Origin of the sequence: Marinococcus sp. PL1-022, assembly GCF_033845285.1 — a bacterium.
Classification (GTDB): domain Bacteria; phylum Bacillota; class Bacilli; order Bacillales; family Marinococcaceae; genus Marinococcus.
This window is the reverse complement of sequence record NZ_JAWXCX010000001.1, coordinates 2,593,670-2,609,260: the sequence shown is the minus strand read 5'-3', so window position 1 is coordinate 2,609,260 and position 15,591 is coordinate 2,593,670. Positions and strand designations below refer to the sequence as shown.

Here is a 15,591-nt window from a genome sequence, read left to right as displayed (position 1 = left end):
ATGCGTATCGAAAAGCAGGTGGAAGAACGGATGCGTGACGGCACCGTGCTGCGCGCAGACGTGTACCGTCCGGACAGGGCCGGCAGCTGGCCGGCTCTTTTGCTCCGGCTGCCATACGACAAAACGACCCGTCATTACCGGGAAACGCTCGTTGATATCGAACGCCTGACAGCGGCCGGGTACGTGGTTGTGATTCAGGACGTGCGCGGCCGGTTTGCCTCCGGGGGAGAATTTTATCCATTTATAGACGAAGCCTCTGACGGCTATGATGCGGTGGAATGGGCAGCGCGTCTTCCGGAGGTGAACGGGGACGTCGGCATGATTGGCATGTCGTATCACGGCTTCACCCAGGTGGCAGCGGCAGCGGTGCAGCCACCGTCGCTGCAGGCAATCGCACCGATGATGACCTTTGCGGACGGCTGGGGCACGATGCGGGGAAGCCGGGGCGTGCTTGAGCTCGGCAAATGGCAGTCATGGGTAGCAGAGTCCATGCTTCCCGATCACCTGGAGCGGGCAGAGGGTCCCGAAGGTCCGGCACGTATCAGCGCATATCTTAAACATCTTCCGTCCTGGCTCGGGAAAGGAGATCCGCTCACGTGGCCTCCGGTTACAGCGGCCGGTCTACCCTCGTACTACAGAGATTTTCTGCTTGGAGACGTTTCAGCAGAAGCCAGGCAGCGCATGCAGGCCACTCCGGAGAGCATTAAAGTACCGGCCCTGTTTCTCGCCGGATGGTACGACTGCTTTCTTGAAGAAACAATGGATTTGTATCAAAGATCGGCCGGGCTGGCGGAGCTTTGGATCGGCCCGTGGACGCACGAGGACCAGAGCGGCCAGGCGGGGGACGTCTTTTTTCCTGGCGCGCAGGTGGACCGGACCGGGCTGTTTCTGCAGTGGTTTGACCGCTGGCTGAAGGATGGAACGGCGCCGCTCCGGGACCCGGTGCATTATTACGTCATGCACGCTGGTGAATGGTGGAGCGGTGCGGAAATGCCGGAGGGACAGGCCGGGGCGGTGTTTAATCTGCATCCAGACGGCCTGCTTTCTGCGGAAATGCCGAAGCTGGAGCAGCCCGGCCGCCAGGTGACGCACGACCCGGGTGACCCGGTGCCGACGAGCGGTGGAAATATTTTAATGAGCGGATTTCCGGCGGGAAGCTTTGATCAGCAGGAGATCCAGGCGCGAAACGACGTGCTCGTGTATACGGGCGCACCGCTCCAAAGCGATTGGGAAATACTCGGTACTGTGCAGGCGCATCTGCGGATGACTTTGAGCCGCCCGGACCTTCCAATCGGTCTGCGGGTGAGCGAGGTAAAGCCGGACGGGTCTGCCTGGAATGTGGTGGATACCGTGCAGGCCGAAGAGCACACCATCGATATTGGCCGGACAGCGTACCGGTTTTCGGCGGGAAGCCGGCTGCGTATGGAAATATATTTGAGCAGCTTTCCGCGCATGGAGAACCGGCAGCATCCCGTCTGGGCGCAAATCCATGGGGCGTCGCAGCTGCATGTGTTCGCTGAAACGCCACCTGTTTTCAAGGATTGATGCATACATTTTCCGGTAGTTGGGAATAGGCATAATACGCATTCCATATACTTAATAAGGAGGCGTATAAATATGGAACTATACAAAAACATTTTAATCGGCGTACACCCAACGGCAGGCGTGCCGGAGCATGTGGTGAAAAAGGGCTGTGCTCTGGCTGAACTTCATGGCGCAGATCTTCATCTGGCTGCAATGGTTGAGGAAAAGGGCTATGGGCCGTTTGCCCGCTACGAAGAAGACGTTTTAAAAAAAGCTGAAGAAGAGGCAACCGAAACACTTAACACCGTGAAGGAGAAGGCAGAGTCTCACGTGCACGGAAAGCTCGATGCGAAGCTGATTGTCGAGCACGGAGCTCCGACGCAGACGCTTCTGCAGCGGGTAGTGCCGGATTATCAGATTGATCTGGTGCTGCTTCCGCAGACGGGCAAGAATAAAATGGACCGTACGCTGATGGGCAGCTTCTCGGAAGCGGTCGTGCGTTCGGCCAGCTGCGATATATTGATCGTAGACAACAAGGAAGAATAAAAGTATCCGCCGGAAGCCAGGGGCTTCCGGCTTTTCTTATAATAATTTGCATATTGTATATTGATTTTAATAAACAACTAAAGTACTGTGAACATATACCTAATATAAAATCGAATACTCGAATAATAATACGATAACGGGCGGTGGAGATCATGACGGAGAGACTGATCAAAGACTTAAGGCCGGAGGACGTGTTGGGGGAGGATGTATATAAAGGAAACGCGCTGGCGTTGAAAAAGGGAATGGTATTAACGAAGGAACGGATCGATAAGCTGCAAAGGTGGGGGATTGAAAAAGTAGAAGTTCATCAGGCTGGTGAAGCGGCCGAACACAATCAGGAAGGAAAGCAGTTAAGTGATCAGGAATTAAAGCGTCTGTTTTTGGACAACGTGATTGGCCTTGGCAATGAATATCGGTTTGGTTTCGCACTGAATGATCTGCGCCGCTATGAATGGCTGGAAAATATGTTCTGCTCGGTAATGAAAATGCCAAAAGTAAAAACGCTGATGGACAAAATAAAGGAGTGGGACCTGTATACGTACCAGCACTCATTTGACGTGTTTATATTAGGAACTCTTCTGGCATATGAGTTGGACTTTCCGAACATGAGAGAGATAGCGGTGGGCTGTCTGCTGCATGATGTGGGCAAGCTGAAGGTGCCGCAGGAAATACTATGGAAAAATGGAGCTTTAAACGGCCAGGAAATGGGGATCGTCCAGGCACATACGCTGCATGGATACACGCTGCTTAAAGAGTGGGAATTTTCAGAACGCGTAGCGCTGATGGCTCTTGATCATCATGAGCGCTTGAATGGCAGGGGTTATCCCCGTGCTCTTGATGAGGAGAAGATACAGGAGCTGGCCAGATTGATTGGTGTGGTGGACATTTTTTCAGCATTATCCCTCGATCGTCCGTACAGAGAAGCGCTGAGTCCCCATAAAGCCCTGCGCATTATTGTGAACGAAGAGAGTGTGGATATGAATTATGTGGCCCGGCTGTGTGAAAGCCTGGAGATTTTCCCGTCAGGAGCCACGGTGGAGCTGTCAGACGACCGTATTGCCACAGTTATTAAAATTGATGATAAACTCCCAACCTTTCCTCTTCTTAAGGAAGAAGGCACATCAAAGGTGTTTTACGTGCCGACAAACCGCAAGCTCCGCATCAGGCGCATGCTGGTCAGGCAGAAGGAAGGGGATTAGCTGCTCCTTTTTCAGGGGCAGCTTTTTTATTTCAAAGCTCCCGGCCACTGTTATCGTGAAAAAAGCAAAACTTCTGTAATAGTTGCCAAAAAGGCTTTGTAATAGAAGAAAAAATTCAGAACCAAGCCTGAGCGTATGAATGGGCGGAATAAAGCAGCTGTAAGTCCCCAGTCATGGGGAGTTGATGAAAATAAGAAAAAACAGAGGAATTGTTACGGGAATTTATCAATCATTAGTAATAATTACATAGAAATTACAATGTAATTACAATTAACTAATAAGCTTGAAGTCCCCCATGCTGGTTCGTTATAGTTCTTGCTGTGAGAGAAATTCAAACAGTTGGGGGTATTCATATATGTTTTCTGTACGTCAATCGATGAAGTGGGCCGGTGGTTTCGCACTCGGAACAGGACTTATGGCAGCAGCACCGGCCGTGTCGGACGCAGCAGACCTATTAAACAAAGGAGACCGCGGGGACGACGTGTCCGAAGCACAGTCTGTTCTCGAGGATGAAGGCTATTACGACTACGCCGTAGACGGCATCTACGGACCGATCACGGACAGCGCCGTACGCAGCTTCCAGCGTGATCAGGGACTCGTAGTGGACGGCATTATCGGACCGAACACCCGTGCAGCGCTCGATGACGTGGACGGCGGCGAAGCAGTGAAGGCAGCCTCCACATCCGAATCATCTGGAAGCGAAAGCAGCAGCTCTTCAGAAGCATCCACCAGCAGTGACGCAGACAGCAGCGGCGACACCATGACGATGGAAGCTACTGCTTATACAGCTGAATGTGCAGGCTGCAGCGGCATCACGGCAACAGGCGTTAACCTGAACAACGACCGTGACGCGAACGTCATCGCCGTAGACCCGGACGTGATTCCGCTTGGCTCCACCGTGAAGGTCGAAGGCATGGGCACGTATGAAGCAGCAGACACAGGCGGAGCGATCAATGACGACCGCATCGACATCCACGTGCCGACGAAATCCGACGCATTCGCGTTTGGCCGTCAGGACGTAGAAGTAACAGTAGTCGACTAATCAATAGATAAGCAGCACCCGTCTTACCTAAAAAGGTAGGCGGGTTTTTTACTGTCTTAGGCCATAAAAAAAGAGCACCGGGCAGTGCTCCTGTTAATCAGCTTTCGTGTACGGATAAACATCACGTATGCGCTGGTAGTGGTATTCACCTGCGGAATCTGAGGCCATCAGGCCGGGGAAAATATGCTCGGGTACGCCGCGGTAGTCATAGACGCTGCCATCGGTAAATTCAATGCGAAGCAGTTCACTGAAGGGGTCGTAGCCAGCCAGGGCCAAATGGCTCGAATGAATGCGGTACATATCCATAGTTTTGTGCTCCTTTCGGAGGAGGTGAAGAAAACTCCCGGCGACAGACTTTGCTTACAGCGTTTTAATATCGGAGGATTCAAAATCGTTCAGGCGGAACATACAGTAGGCGAGGGTGAGAAATTCCGGCGTTGTCACGCAGGAATCCTGAATTTTATTGACGGAGGCTGAAACCTTCCAGCCGGAGTTTTTAAATGTAATCGTAGCGACGGTTACTTTTTCGCACCGTACGATCAGCTGCTCATGGCGGGTCTGGTATATTTCGAGCTGTTCATCGTTAATGCGCCCTTTTACGTGAAAACGAAAGTAAGGGAAAAATATCTGGTCACGCAGCTCAATTTCATTTGCCCCGCTGCAGGGCTGAAACATATAATGATAGCGGAGGCGCCGGTGCATCTTGCCTTTTTTTACGCCCATGGCCATCCGCGTACGGCCGTGCGTATCTTTAAACCGATAGGCATCCCCGGTACGCATATGATCTGTGTTAACTTCGATGGATTTGGCATCGGCACGCTCGAGCAGGCCGACTGTTTCCCCCCCGTGGTTATAAACTGGAACTGAATTGCGGGAGGAGAAGAAAAGTATATCGTTAAAGATCCATTCCTGGTTCTGCATAGATGCTGTCCCCCCTTTATGGTTTGCGCGGCATGCGCGAAACCACCCCGCTGTTTTATCTATGTATGTGTACCCAGCCAAAAAGGAAGTCGTTTCAGTTATCACTATTTCCCTTTTTTGCCTTTGGGAAAACCCTGATAAAGGAAACGACTGGAAAGCATCTAAAAAATTATGCGATACTAAAGAAAAAGGAGGCTGAAAAAATGAAAACGGCAGTTAAAGCATGGACCCGGGCGTTAGCAGCACGGGAGGAGGACGCAGCCGTAATCACGAATCCAGTTGATATTTACTATGCGAGCGGCTTTTATTCGGATCCGCATGAACGGCTGTTGCTGCTTGTCCTTTTTCAGGAGGGAGAGCCAGTGCTCGTCTGTCCGGAAATGGAAAGGGCGCTGGTGGAGAAAAGCGGGTGGCACGGAAGCATTGTTACCTACACGGATAGCGAGGACCCGTGGAAAATTGTGAAAAAAGCACTTCATACACAGATGCCGAATCCTGTCCGGATTGCATTACAAAAAAATCATTTGTCCGTGGCCAGGTTCGAAAGGCTGCAGCAGATTTATCCGGGCGTCCACTACACAGACTTTGAGCACGTGGTGGTGCAGAGCCGCCAGGTGAAATCGCCGGAGGAGCTGAAGCAGATTCAGCACGCAGTGGATATTACTGAACGGGCGCTTGAAACCGTTGCGGAAGGACTTTGGGAAGGAGTGACCGAACGGGAGGTCGTTCATCAGCTTGAAGAGGTGATGAAAAAGCAGGGAGCAGACGGGGCAGCGTTTGATACGATCGTCCTGTTCGGAGAAAAAAGCGCCTATCCGCACGGTGTTCCTTCAGAAGCCCGGCTGCAAAAAGGGGACCTGATTCTGGTGGATCTCGGTGCGCGGTACGGACGATTCTGCGCCGACATGACACGAACGTGGGTGTTCGGCGGAGCTGATGAAGTGACGCAGGAACGCCTGGAGCTCGTGTCGGAAGCGAAAGCAGCGGCGATAAAGGCATGCTATCACGGCGGAAGAATTGGGGACGTGGACAAAGCCGCCCGGGACGTGCTGACAGAAGCCGGCTTCGGCGATCATTTTATCACCCGTGTCGGTCACGGCCTCGGTATGGATGTGCACGAGGCACCGTCGATTCACGGCGGCAACGACGAACTGCTTGAAGCGGGGATGGTGCTTACCATTGAGCCGGGCATTTATATTGAAGGCTGGGGCGGCATCCGTCTGGAGGACGATGTGGTTGTCAGCGAACACGGCGGGGAAATCATGAACCGCCTCGGGACGCTGTTAAACATGTAGCACTCGATACACAAAAAGGGGCCTGAGCGCTATTTATGCGCAGCAGGCCCCTTTCATCGTTTACGTACGACTGTACGTATCAATAAAAGCAGTCAGGGAACGGAACGTCTGCCGGGCGGCAGGCTGATCCATTTTAAATTGATATTCGTGTTCGACCGGTGTTTCATCCTTATCGTAAAAAATGTCCCGGACGGGTACGCGGCGGCTTAACAGTGCGGCGAGCCGGCGTCCCTGGGTATCGAAGGAGTTTTTATTGCCATCTGTAATAAAGGTCGGCGCGAATTTTTCCGGCGGGCGCTGCAGCATCGATATTTCCGTCAGTGCTGGAGCGTCCTCCCAGTTGTACGTACCAATGTACGACCAGCCGATACGCTTGAACAGGAAGCGGTTGAACCAGCCGAGCGGTGCGCCGGCGATCTGACGCAGGTCATATGGACCGCAGAAGAGCAGCACTCCTTTGATATAAATTGGATCAATATGCCGTCTTACCGGCACCCAGGGGGAGTACCCCTCGTTCAGCTGGATGGCCGCATACTGGGAAACGATCTGTGCGCCCGCAGAGTCGCCGGCGAAAAAAATATTGGTCAGGTCGATGCCGTAGTCATCAGCGTGCCGTTTAATATAGCGGTACGCTTCATCCAGCTGGATTAATGGCGCCGGATAGGCAGCGGCCGGGGCGAGTGCGTAATTAATATTGATCACATTGTAGCCGGAGGCAGCCAGATAGGTGGCGTATTTGGAAGCATCCTGCTTGTCGCCTGCGACGTAAGCGCCGCCGTGCATCCAAAAAACGACCGGCGTTTTTTCTTCTTTTTTCGTCGTTAAAATGACATCCAGCCGACCGTTACGGTATTGGGATTCGTAGTCAATATCCTGGTACTGGACCGTTTGTTCGGCTGCTTCGGCAAAGTCGGGGGCTTCAGTTTCAAGCCCGCCCTTAAAGGCCTGCTTTACGTACCAGGCGGCCGGCCGCGGTGAAAAGAATGCATAGGCAGCGGCTGCAGCGATCAGCCCGCAGGCGCCAAGGCCTGCCTGTTTGACTAGTTTGTGCATAAACATCTTCTCCTTGTGTAGGTTTTATAAACGTTAACTTCTACGTACGTTACTGTATTCCCTTCTAAAGAAAAATTTAGACATTTTATTATTCAAAAGAATGTTTGAATAAAAGAGTGAAAGTGGTATAATTTAATCAAAAGATGATTTGAATATAGAAGGAAAGAAACAGGGAGGAGACACTATGTCGCATGAAGGGCACAGCCATGATCACGGAACAACAAACCAAACGGCCCTGAAGTGGTCATTTATTTTAATTACTGTTTTTATGGTCGTCGAAGTGATCGGGGGCCTGTGGACGAACAGTCTGGCACTGCTTTCTGACGCGGGGCATATGCTGAGTGATTCAGCGGCGCTCGGCCTCAGCTTTGCAGCCATATGGTACGGCAGCCGCAGTGCGACCTCGTCGAAAACTTATGGCTACCGCCGATTTGAAGTGCTGGCTGCATTTATTAACGGTCTCGCGCTGATGGTGATTGCCGTTTATATTACGTACGAGGGCATTCAGCGTTTAATGGATCCGCCGTCTGTGGTGAGCACGGGAATGCTCATCGTGGCCACCATCGGTCTGATCGTCAATATTGTGGTGGCCCGCATTCTTCACAGCGGAGACAATCATGAAAATTTAAACGTCCGGAGCGCGTTTTTGCACGTGCTTGGAGATCTGCTCGGCTCCGTCGGTGCCATTATAGCGGCGATTTTAATCATGCTGTTTGGCTGGAGCCTCGCTGACCCGATCGCAAGCATGATTGTTGCGTTGCTTGTCTTCATCAGTGGTCTGCGTGTGCTGCGGGACTCGGTGCACGTACTCATGGAAGGGACGCCGGAGGGAATCGATACGAAGCAGATAAAAGAACAGCTGCTGGCCGTCGATCATGTGAAGGATATCCACGATCTGCACGTCTGGTCGATCACGTCAGACTTCCCGGCTCTCAGCTGCCATCTGGTCGTTAAAGAAGGAACGAGCCAGCAGGAGGCGCTGAAAAATGCCAACGAGCTGCTGCACAGGGAGCACGGCATTCATCACACGACGATCCAGATCGACATGGAAAACCGCGACATCTGTGAGGATACGATCTGTAACTAAAGGAAAAATTAGAAAAAGAATAGGTTCTGCCGGTCAGCATTATTTTGCTGGCCGTTTTTATGTTTCCAGTATTTTTACCCATGTTAGAATTGAAGAGACTTTTTTATTGAGTAAAAGGAATTAATAAATGGATATAATTATACAAAAAAACTAAAAATATTCCATTAAAAGTGGTAGAATAGAACCACTAATACTATTTAATGGAGGTGGAGGAGAATTGGAAAATACGAGTGATGATAACCCTCTAATTGAAATTTCAAGAGAAGAAGATTTAGAAACTTCCTTAATAAAAATTCATGAACAGTACCAACTAGCCACAAGCGTTTTAATGTGGGAATGGTATGAGTATTTAATTGATGAGTTGAAAGAAGTAGAAATGCATATGGGAGAGCAATACGATAATTGGAAAAGTATTTTTGAATTATCAAAAGAACAGTTGAATGACTTAACCCGTAGTTACCTCGAAGCCAACTTCATTAATGAAAGAATGAGCAAAAATGGAGAGCCTCCGTTAATATTCATTGAAGAAAACGAAGAGCGGGAATTTCAGTACGAAAATTTAATTTTATATTTAAATCAAGCCTTAGAAGAAGCGAAAGAAAAAAGAGACCTCAAAAATAGGGATTGTTTAAATATTCTTCCTAATTTCCCCGATATCGCTAAGCAAGGCGCAAATGAAAATTTAGAGTTGGAAGAGCAGTTAAAACCTTATATTGAAAAATGGGAAGAATTAAGAAGTACTTACACTAATTATTTATTAAAAACGTACGAATCTATCGAAATACTTACTAATGCTCTTCTTCAGGCTCAATTCGAAATAGACTTCCGGGAAAAAATTAAAGCGCTTGAAGTAAAAGTACTCGAAATATTAAATGAGTTCGGGCTCGAGTCAATCAATACTCAAAACACTAGAATTGAAGGGCGGGAAATGGTGAGCAGAGGCACTGTTTCCCAAGAGCAGGCTCCTGATTTAGAGCCGTACTATGTATATGCTACCCAAGGTCGGGGATTTAAAGACAAAACAACAAAAAAAATATTGAAAAAAGCAATCGTAGTAACAGTAGAAGAAAACAATTAGGGGGAAACGTAGTATGGCTATTATCGGAATTGATTTAGGAACAACAAATTCAGCAGTATCAGTTTTAAAGAATGGTCACCCAGAAATAATTCCAAATAAAGAAGGAGGCAGGGTGACTCCTTCTATTGTACAAATGAATTTCAACGGAGAAATTATTGTAGGGCAGGAAGCAAAGGATTCATACCCAAGTTTAACAAGTCAAACAGTACTTGAAGTGAAACGGTTGATGGGCTCAGAAGAAAAGGTCTCCATGGGAGAAGAATCATATAGAGCAGAAGAAATTTCTGCCCATATTTTAACGTATTTAAAGAAAAGTGCAGAAGAAATGCTTGCAGAAGAAGTAACGGAAGCTGTAGTTACAGTGCCGGCATATTTTAGTGACGCTCAAAGAAAAGCTACTCAAAAAGCTGGGGAACTGGCTGGTTTTAAAGTGGATCGTCTTATCAACGAGCCTACAGCAGCTGCAATGGCTTTTGGATTTGAGAATGTTGATAAAAATCAGCACTTGCTAGTTTATGATCTGGGCGGCGGCACCTTTGACGTCTCAATAGTAGAAATGTTCAATGGTGTTCTTCAAGTAAAATCAAGTGCTGGTAATAATGAGTTAGGCGGCATGGATTTTGATAAAAAAATTGTTGATTGGATAACTGAAACATTTGAGAAGGAGAAAGGCTTCAATGTTTACGTCGATGCTGACGAAAGCGAACAATTAAGACGGGAAGCACTTCTTAAAGAAGCAGCAGAGAAGGCAAAGAAAACTTTATCTGCACAAACTGTAGCTAAAATTCAAATTCCATTTTTGGGTATTCATGAAAATGCTCCCATTAGTATTGATTTAGAGCTTAGCCGTGCTGAATTTGAAAAGTTAATTGATCCATTAGTAAAGCTTTCGATGAAAGAAGTAGAAAAAGCTTTAACTGACGCTGGACTTGATGTTTCCGATGTAAGTGAGATTCTCTTAGTCGGCGGCTCCACCAGAATCCCATGCGTTCAAGAAACAGTAGAAAATAAATTTAATAGAACACCTTTGAAAACAGTAAACCCGGACGAAGCTGTAGCATTGGGAGCCGCTATTCAAGGCGGAATTAAAGAGGGGACTGTTGATAAAGCAAAAGGGTTGGTAGTCATTGATGTCTGCCCTTACACCCTTGGCGTAGAAGTTAGCAAATATGTAAATGATACGATAGTTCACGGGTACTTTGATGAAATTATTCCAAGAAACGAAACAATTCCAGTAACTGAAACGAAGCCGTACTACACTATGGAAGACAACCAAACAGAAGTGAAAATTAATATTTATCAAGGAGAAAATCCGTACGTGAAGGATAATATTCTACTGGCTGATGATATGATCCTCAAAGGAGTGCCTGAAGCTCCTGCAGGTGAAGAAACTATTAATGTTACTTTTGAATACGATATCAATGGTATATTGCAGGTTGAAGCCGTAATTAACAGTACCGGTAAAAAAATTCAACAGGCCATTCAATCGCAAAAAGGCGTAATGAGTGACGTGGAAGTATCTCAATCTCAGATTAAAATTGCCGATGAATGGGATCATTCAGATTTGTTTTCCAGAGCGAAAAGCACTATTTATAAAGCAGAAAAACGTGCCGAACAATTAGAGGGAGACCAAAAACAAAAAATGGAAAAGAAAATTGAGATGCTCCATGCTGCCTTGAAAGAAGGAAAAACTGAAAAAGTTCGTCAGCGTCAGGGGGAGGTTACTGATTTATTAATTGAGTACGTGTAAACAACTAAAGAGGGGTAAAAGATGGTTAAAGATACAATGAGTTATTACGAGAGGTTGAATCTGGCACCAAATGCTTCTGAAGCAGAAATAAAGCAAGCTTATTTTACTTTAATCCGTGAGTACTCTAATGAAACGCACCCAAAAGAGTTTCAATTGCTCACAGAGGCTTTTAAAACACTTAAGGATAATAATAAACGCAGGGAATATGACGAACAAGGGAGTAATAATTCAAATGATAGTAAGAGATTGGAGGACGCTTGGAGAAGTCTTAAACAGGGCGATTTCAATAAAGCTATTTCGATTACCAACCAGATTTTAAAAGAGTCTCCGGGAAATAGAGAAGCTTTACAGTGTAAGGCTTATGCTTTCCTTCATAAGGGGGATGGCATAGAAGCAAATATTATTTCCGAAAAACTATTACGCGAAACGCCAAATAATATTGACTGTTTAATATTGGGTGTTGATGTTAAAGAAAGTATAAAAGAACATAAAGAAGCGATAAATCTTGTGCGGAAATTAATTGAACTTACGGGTGATATTGACTGGTGCTTGAAAGAATCTCGACTTTTAAATGAAATTGGACGATCGGAACAGGCTCTTCAATCATTGCGAACTAATGCGTTAAGATTTGAATCAATAGAGAAAGCGATGATGTATAAAGAAATTTTATTATTAGCTTTTAACCTTGGTGATCCGGAAGCAAAAGCGGAAGCTGTTGAAAAACTGAAAACAGTGCCGGAAGGGTCTGTTGAACGTCTTCAGGTAGCTTATTGGATGATAGCTCTCTATGAAGAAAATAATTTGCGTAAGAACCATCCTTTGTACATTAATATATACGAGATTGTTTCTTATTTGAATCAGGATCAGGAACAGGACATTGAAAAGTGGTTAGAAGAGAATGATGTAGAAAATAATAACTATCAAAAAAAGAGCAATAGCTCACACAGCAATGAAAACAAACGTGCTGGAGCTACAGAAGAAGCTTTCTTTATAAAAAAAGAAACGGTAAAGATGCTTTTAATATCGTTTGGGATTTTTATATTATTTTCGATATTTGGTTTAGGATGGCTGGGTTTCATTGCCGGTGCGGTATATTTTTTTGTTGGAAACGGAAAGCAAGTATTGAAGTACGCAGCTATTGCAGCAGGAGTTATAATATTTTTCCAGTGGTTGATGTACTTTCCGTAATAAAAAAGCCAGGCTCTTGGTTTTGCACTGACCTAGAAATATGAGACAAGATAAAGCACCTAGCCTTCTGCCGTTCGGTATTCCACCGGCGTGTGGAAGGCTAATTTCGTAAAGGGTCGCTGATAATTGTAATAATACATGTACGTCTGCACGTTTTCTAGTATAATGGTAGACGTTAGGGGCACCCCTCGTGGGGTGCGGAATCCTTCCGACTTTAGCGAGGAATGGAAGGATTCAATGACGGCATTATCAAAGCAGTTGCCTCGGCGCGACATGCTTGTGATAATGCCTTTTTTGTGAGCTGCTTCCTGAAAGGCATAAGACGTGTACTGGCAGCCCTGATCGCTGTGGAGGATCGTACCGCTGGTTTCCCGGCCCGCGCAGGCCCGTTCCAGGGTGTCGAGCACCAGGGTGGTATCCTGCCGATCGCGGATCGTATACGCCAGCACTTCATTGTTGTACAGGTCCATCACGGTGGATAAATACCACATGGTTGGCCCGTACGGCAGGTACGTGATATCCGTGACCCATTTTTCATTCGGCTGCTGGGCCTGAAACTGTTGATTCAACCGATTCGGCACCACCATATCGGAGAGGCCGGCGGGTTTCCGGGCCCGTTTAGGTTTGATTTGGCACTGGAGGCCGTACTTCTGCATGATGCGCTGGACGGTGCACCGATGGACATGAATCCCATGATCTTTTCCCAACAGTCCCCGGATGGTCCGGTGTCCCGCCCGAAACTGCAGGAAGCGGCAGAGGTCGATGATCTGTTGGTCGAGCCCGGAGGGCTCCCACGACTTCCGGCACCAACGGTAATAGGCGGCCCGGGGCACCCCAAAAATGTGACAAAGGAACGTTACCGTATACGTTTGCCGGTGCTGGTCGACGAAGGCGAGGAAGACTTCCGGGACCACCTCCTTTCCAGTTCCTGGTACTTTCCCAGCAACGCCTCCTTCATTTCGTAGTACTCCACCTGCTGCCGCAACCGGTCAATTTCGCTGTCCTGCGGGCCTTTGCCGTACGTGTACTGCTTGCCAACCGGCTGGCGAAGACGATGCTCTTCTCCATTCTGGACCCACCTGGCCCATTGCTTGATTTGCGATACATTCTTAATGCCGAAGGAATCCATGAGTGACCGGTTGCTCCATCCTTCCTCCCATTTAAGCCGGAGAACTTCCCGTTTCACTTCTGCTGGATACCGTCGTTTACTTTCTCCCATAAGAAAAACACCTCCATCTGTCGATCCTACTACGAATACGACGTGAGAGGTGCTTTTATCTGTCTCATTTATTTAGGTCACTTCATTTTAAAGAGGGCCTGGCTTTTATTAATTACTCGTTATTTTTCACATTTGCAGGAGCGTTATCGGTCCAATATTTACGTATGGAATTGCTCGCTTGGTCAGCAAACAGATACCCTGTACCATCCCAAACAAAGTCATTAGTGTAGCTTAACTCTGCTTCACTTAATTCATCGTCTTTGTAACCAAATTCATCAAGGGTTAAAAGAGTATTTATTTCTTCATTGTCATGTAAGTTAATAGTTTCAGAAGCGTCTTGGCTCACTTTGTAACCAGCAGATTCGGAAGCTTCAATAGAGTAAGGAAAAGAAATCCACTCAAAAGTCATTTCCTCCATAGAAGAACTTGTTTCTTTTTTATCGTTTGTAACTACATTAATTTGTTGATCGGTGTTAATCCAGAAAAAGCGAGGAGTCGTGACTTCTCCTGCCGTTTCATTATAATACACTCCCTCGTCAGGAAGGAAATAAGTTTTATCTCCTACTAGTTCTCCATCTGTCTGTTCGTCTTGGGAGGAAGCGATAGACATTATTTTAGATTTTTTTAGTAAGAAAAAGTGATTTTTATCATGAACGTAAAAATCATTTATGGGGCCTTCCTCTTCGTGTTCGTATAATTCACTCATCTTGCCTTCAGAATCAATGGTAACTATACTTGTAGATTGATTTTTCTCAGAGTATATAGAGACATAGATAAGCTCTCCATATTTTTTGATTCTTTCAATTGAAGTATATTCTTTTTCCTCGAAGTATTTTTCCCAGGAATCATCATACGGAGTTAGTTCTTCGTTCTCTATCTTAAAAATATTTTTTTGATCAGCAACAAGCAGGTTTTCGCTATCATTAATGAGACCGGTTGCTTCAAAGCGATCCGCAATAGAATCCTCGGTTAAATTAAAGATGACTTCATTTTCCTGCCCATTAAAATAACGGATTTTTTTGTTTCCTTCTGTGCCATCAAGAAAATAATAGGTGTTTTCAGCGTCCGGGGCGATAAACTGTATGTTATTCATGGCAGTAGCAGTTTGTTTACTTTCGCCGCTTCCCCATATAGTGGTAATTTCCCCCTCTTCTCCCTCATCTTTATGTACAGCTTGGGCTTTGTTTTCCACTGCTGGGGCCCACCATTCTTTTTCTTCATTCTCGGTGTCTGTGGATGGTTCTTCTAATTTATCCTGATTTGTCGTAGTGTCTTCTTCTTTTGTATCTCCAGGATTAGTGTCTCCCTCAGACGCTTCTGTTTCGTTTTCTTCGAGCTCGTCTTCTAATTGTGCATTTTCTTTTTCTAGTTCCTCTATCTCTTTTGATGAAGAACTTTCCTCCTGAGGACTACAGGCAGCTAATAAAAACACAAACCCTAATGAAAGTTTTTTCATAAATAATGGCTCCTTTGTTTTAAAATAGACTTAATTAGTTCTATTTTACTATTATAAAAGTTTTGAATAAATAGAAAATAATTAGGAAATCGATTTTTTATTCTTATGATCTCACGTGTCAAAAAACATACGTTAAAAACCGCGACATCTGTGAGGATACGATCTGTAACTAAAAAAGCCGCCCCGGTGAAGGGCGGCGCATGAACCGGCCGTTATCAAACGGGCGGTTTCTA

14 protein-coding genes are annotated in these 15,591 nt (G+C 46.6%); 9 read left to right on the top strand and 5 right to left on the bottom strand.

Annotation, left to right across the window (positions count from 1 at the left end; translation table 11 throughout):
- From SIC45_RS13385 to SIC45_RS13370, 4 genes are all read left to right on the top strand, one after another.
- Window positions 1–1,545, top strand: coding sequence for a CocE/NonD family hydrolase (locus tag SIC45_RS13385; RefSeq protein ID WP_319632524.1), 1,545 nt, complete (start codon window positions 1–3; stop codon window positions 1,543–1,545).
- A gap of 72 nt (window positions 1,546–1,617) precedes the next feature.
- The gene (locus tag SIC45_RS13380; RefSeq protein WP_319632523.1) at window positions 1,618–2,070 is read left to right on the top strand and encodes a universal stress protein; all 453 of its coding nucleotides are present in this window, start codon (window positions 1,618–1,620) and stop codon (window positions 2,068–2,070) included.
- A gap of 152 nt (window positions 2,071–2,222) precedes the next feature.
- Window positions 2,223–3,269, top strand: a complete 1,047-nt coding sequence (locus SIC45_RS13375; protein WP_319632522.1) for an HD-GYP domain-containing protein — start codon at window positions 2,223–2,225, stop codon at window positions 3,267–3,269.
- Between the two features lie 355 nt (window positions 3,270–3,624).
- The gene (locus tag SIC45_RS13370; RefSeq protein ID WP_319632521.1) at window positions 3,625–4,311 is read left to right on the top strand and encodes a peptidoglycan-binding protein; all 687 of its coding nucleotides are present in this window, start codon (window positions 3,625–3,627) and stop codon (window positions 4,309–4,311) included.
- 93 nt (window positions 4,312–4,404) lie between these two features.
- On the opposite strand, the gene SIC45_RS13365 is transcribed toward SIC45_RS13370, so the two are convergent.
- A complete protein-coding gene (locus SIC45_RS13365; RefSeq protein WP_319632520.1) occupies window positions 4,405–4,617 on the bottom strand; it encodes a KTSC domain-containing protein in 213 nt (70 codons plus the stop codon).
- Between the two features lie 54 nt (window positions 4,618–4,671).
- Window positions 4,672–5,232: a hypothetical protein gene (locus tag SIC45_RS13360; protein ID WP_319632519.1), complete on the bottom strand. Its 561-nt coding sequence runs from the start codon at window positions 5,230–5,232 to the stop codon at window positions 4,672–4,674.
- 203 nt (window positions 5,233–5,435) lie between these two features.
- On the opposite strand from SIC45_RS13360, the gene SIC45_RS13355 reads away from it, so the two are divergent.
- Window positions 5,436–6,527, top strand: coding sequence for a Xaa-Pro peptidase family protein (locus SIC45_RS13355; protein WP_319632518.1), 1,092 nt, complete (start codon window positions 5,436–5,438; stop codon window positions 6,525–6,527).
- Between the two features lie 60 nt (window positions 6,528–6,587).
- Here SIC45_RS13355 and SIC45_RS13350 read toward each other — a convergent pair whose 3' ends face one another.
- Entirely contained in the window at window positions 6,588–7,580 is a 993-nt protein-coding gene (locus SIC45_RS13350) for an alpha/beta hydrolase (RefSeq protein ID WP_298787430.1), read from the bottom strand.
- 184 nt (window positions 7,581–7,764) lie between these two features.
- Here SIC45_RS13350 and SIC45_RS13345 point away from each other — a divergent pair, with 184 nt between their 5' ends.
- From SIC45_RS13345 to SIC45_RS13330, 4 genes are all read left to right on the top strand, one after another.
- Complete coding sequence (locus SIC45_RS13345) at window positions 7,765–8,667, top strand: cation diffusion facilitator family transporter (protein ID WP_319632517.1); 903 nt, start codon at window positions 7,765–7,767, stop codon at window positions 8,665–8,667.
- Window positions 8,668–8,884: 217 nt separating this feature from the next.
- Window positions 8,885–9,745: a hypothetical protein gene (locus tag SIC45_RS13340; RefSeq protein WP_319632516.1), complete on the top strand. Its 861-nt coding sequence runs from the start codon at window positions 8,885–8,887 to the stop codon at window positions 9,743–9,745.
- A gap of 13 nt (window positions 9,746–9,758) precedes the next feature.
- A complete protein-coding gene (locus SIC45_RS13335; protein ID WP_319632515.1) occupies window positions 9,759–11,495 on the top strand; it encodes an Hsp70 family protein in 1,737 nt (578 codons plus the stop codon).
- Between the two features lie 21 nt (window positions 11,496–11,516).
- The gene (locus SIC45_RS13330) at window positions 11,517–12,683 is read left to right on the top strand and encodes a DnaJ domain-containing protein (RefSeq protein ID WP_319632514.1); all 1,167 of its coding nucleotides are present in this window, start codon (window positions 11,517–11,519) and stop codon (window positions 12,681–12,683) included.
- A 59-nt stretch (window positions 12,684–12,742) separates the two neighbouring features.
- Here the strand turns inward: SIC45_RS13330 and SIC45_RS13325 are convergent.
- Both SIC45_RS13325 and SIC45_RS13320 read right to left on the bottom strand, forming a co-directional pair.
- Window positions 12,743–13,902 (bottom strand): IS3 family transposase gene (locus tag SIC45_RS13325; RefSeq protein ID WP_319632513.1). Its coding sequence is split into 2 segments (ribosomal slippage): window positions 12,743–13,623 and window positions 13,623–13,902, totalling 1,161 coding nucleotides; the frame shifts between segments, so codons are not numbered across the junction.
- Between the two features lie 112 nt (window positions 13,903–14,014).
- Window positions 14,015–15,358, bottom strand: coding sequence for a hypothetical protein (locus tag SIC45_RS13320; protein WP_319632512.1), 1,344 nt, complete (start codon window positions 15,356–15,358; stop codon window positions 14,015–14,017).
- Between the last annotated feature and the right edge of the window lie 233 nt (window positions 15,359–15,591).

Excerpts from the sequence above, each read along its gene's own strand:
- SIC45_RS13330 (WP_319632514.1), top strand. The coding sequence starts at position 11,517 with ATGGTTAAAGATACAATGAGTTATTACGAGAGGTTGAATCTGGCACCA.
- SIC45_RS13345 (WP_319632517.1), top strand. The coding sequence starts at position 7,765 with ATGTCGCATGAAGGGCACAGCCATGATCACGGAACAACAAACCAAACG.
- SIC45_RS13335 (WP_319632515.1), top strand. The coding sequence starts at position 9,759 with ATGGCTATTATCGGAATTGATTTAGGAACAACAAATTCAGCAGTATCA.
- SIC45_RS13365 (WP_319632520.1), bottom strand. The coding sequence starts at position 4,617 with ATGGATATGTACCGCATTCATTCGAGCCATTTGGCCCTGGCTGGCTAC.
- SIC45_RS13385 (WP_319632524.1), top strand. The coding sequence starts at position 1 with ATGCGTATCGAAAAGCAGGTGGAAGAACGGATGCGTGACGGCACCGTG.
- SIC45_RS13355 (WP_319632518.1), top strand. The coding sequence starts at position 5,436 with ATGAAAACGGCAGTTAAAGCATGGACCCGGGCGTTAGCAGCACGGGAG.
- SIC45_RS13380 (WP_319632523.1), top strand. The coding sequence starts at position 1,618 with ATGGAACTATACAAAAACATTTTAATCGGCGTACACCCAACGGCAGGC.
- SIC45_RS13350 (WP_298787430.1), bottom strand. The coding sequence starts at position 7,580 with ATGCACAAACTAGTCAAACAGGCAGGCCTTGGCGCCTGCGGGCTGATC.
- SIC45_RS13370 (WP_319632521.1), top strand. The coding sequence starts at position 3,625 with ATGTTTTCTGTACGTCAATCGATGAAGTGGGCCGGTGGTTTCGCACTC.
- SIC45_RS13375 (WP_319632522.1), top strand. The coding sequence starts at position 2,223 with ATGACGGAGAGACTGATCAAAGACTTAAGGCCGGAGGACGTGTTGGGG.
- SIC45_RS13360 (WP_319632519.1), bottom strand. The coding sequence starts at position 5,232 with ATGCAGAACCAGGAATGGATCTTTAACGATATACTTTTCTTCTCCTCC.
- SIC45_RS13320 (WP_319632512.1), bottom strand. The coding sequence starts at position 15,358 with ATGAAAAAACTTTCATTAGGGTTTGTGTTTTTATTAGCTGCCTGTAGT.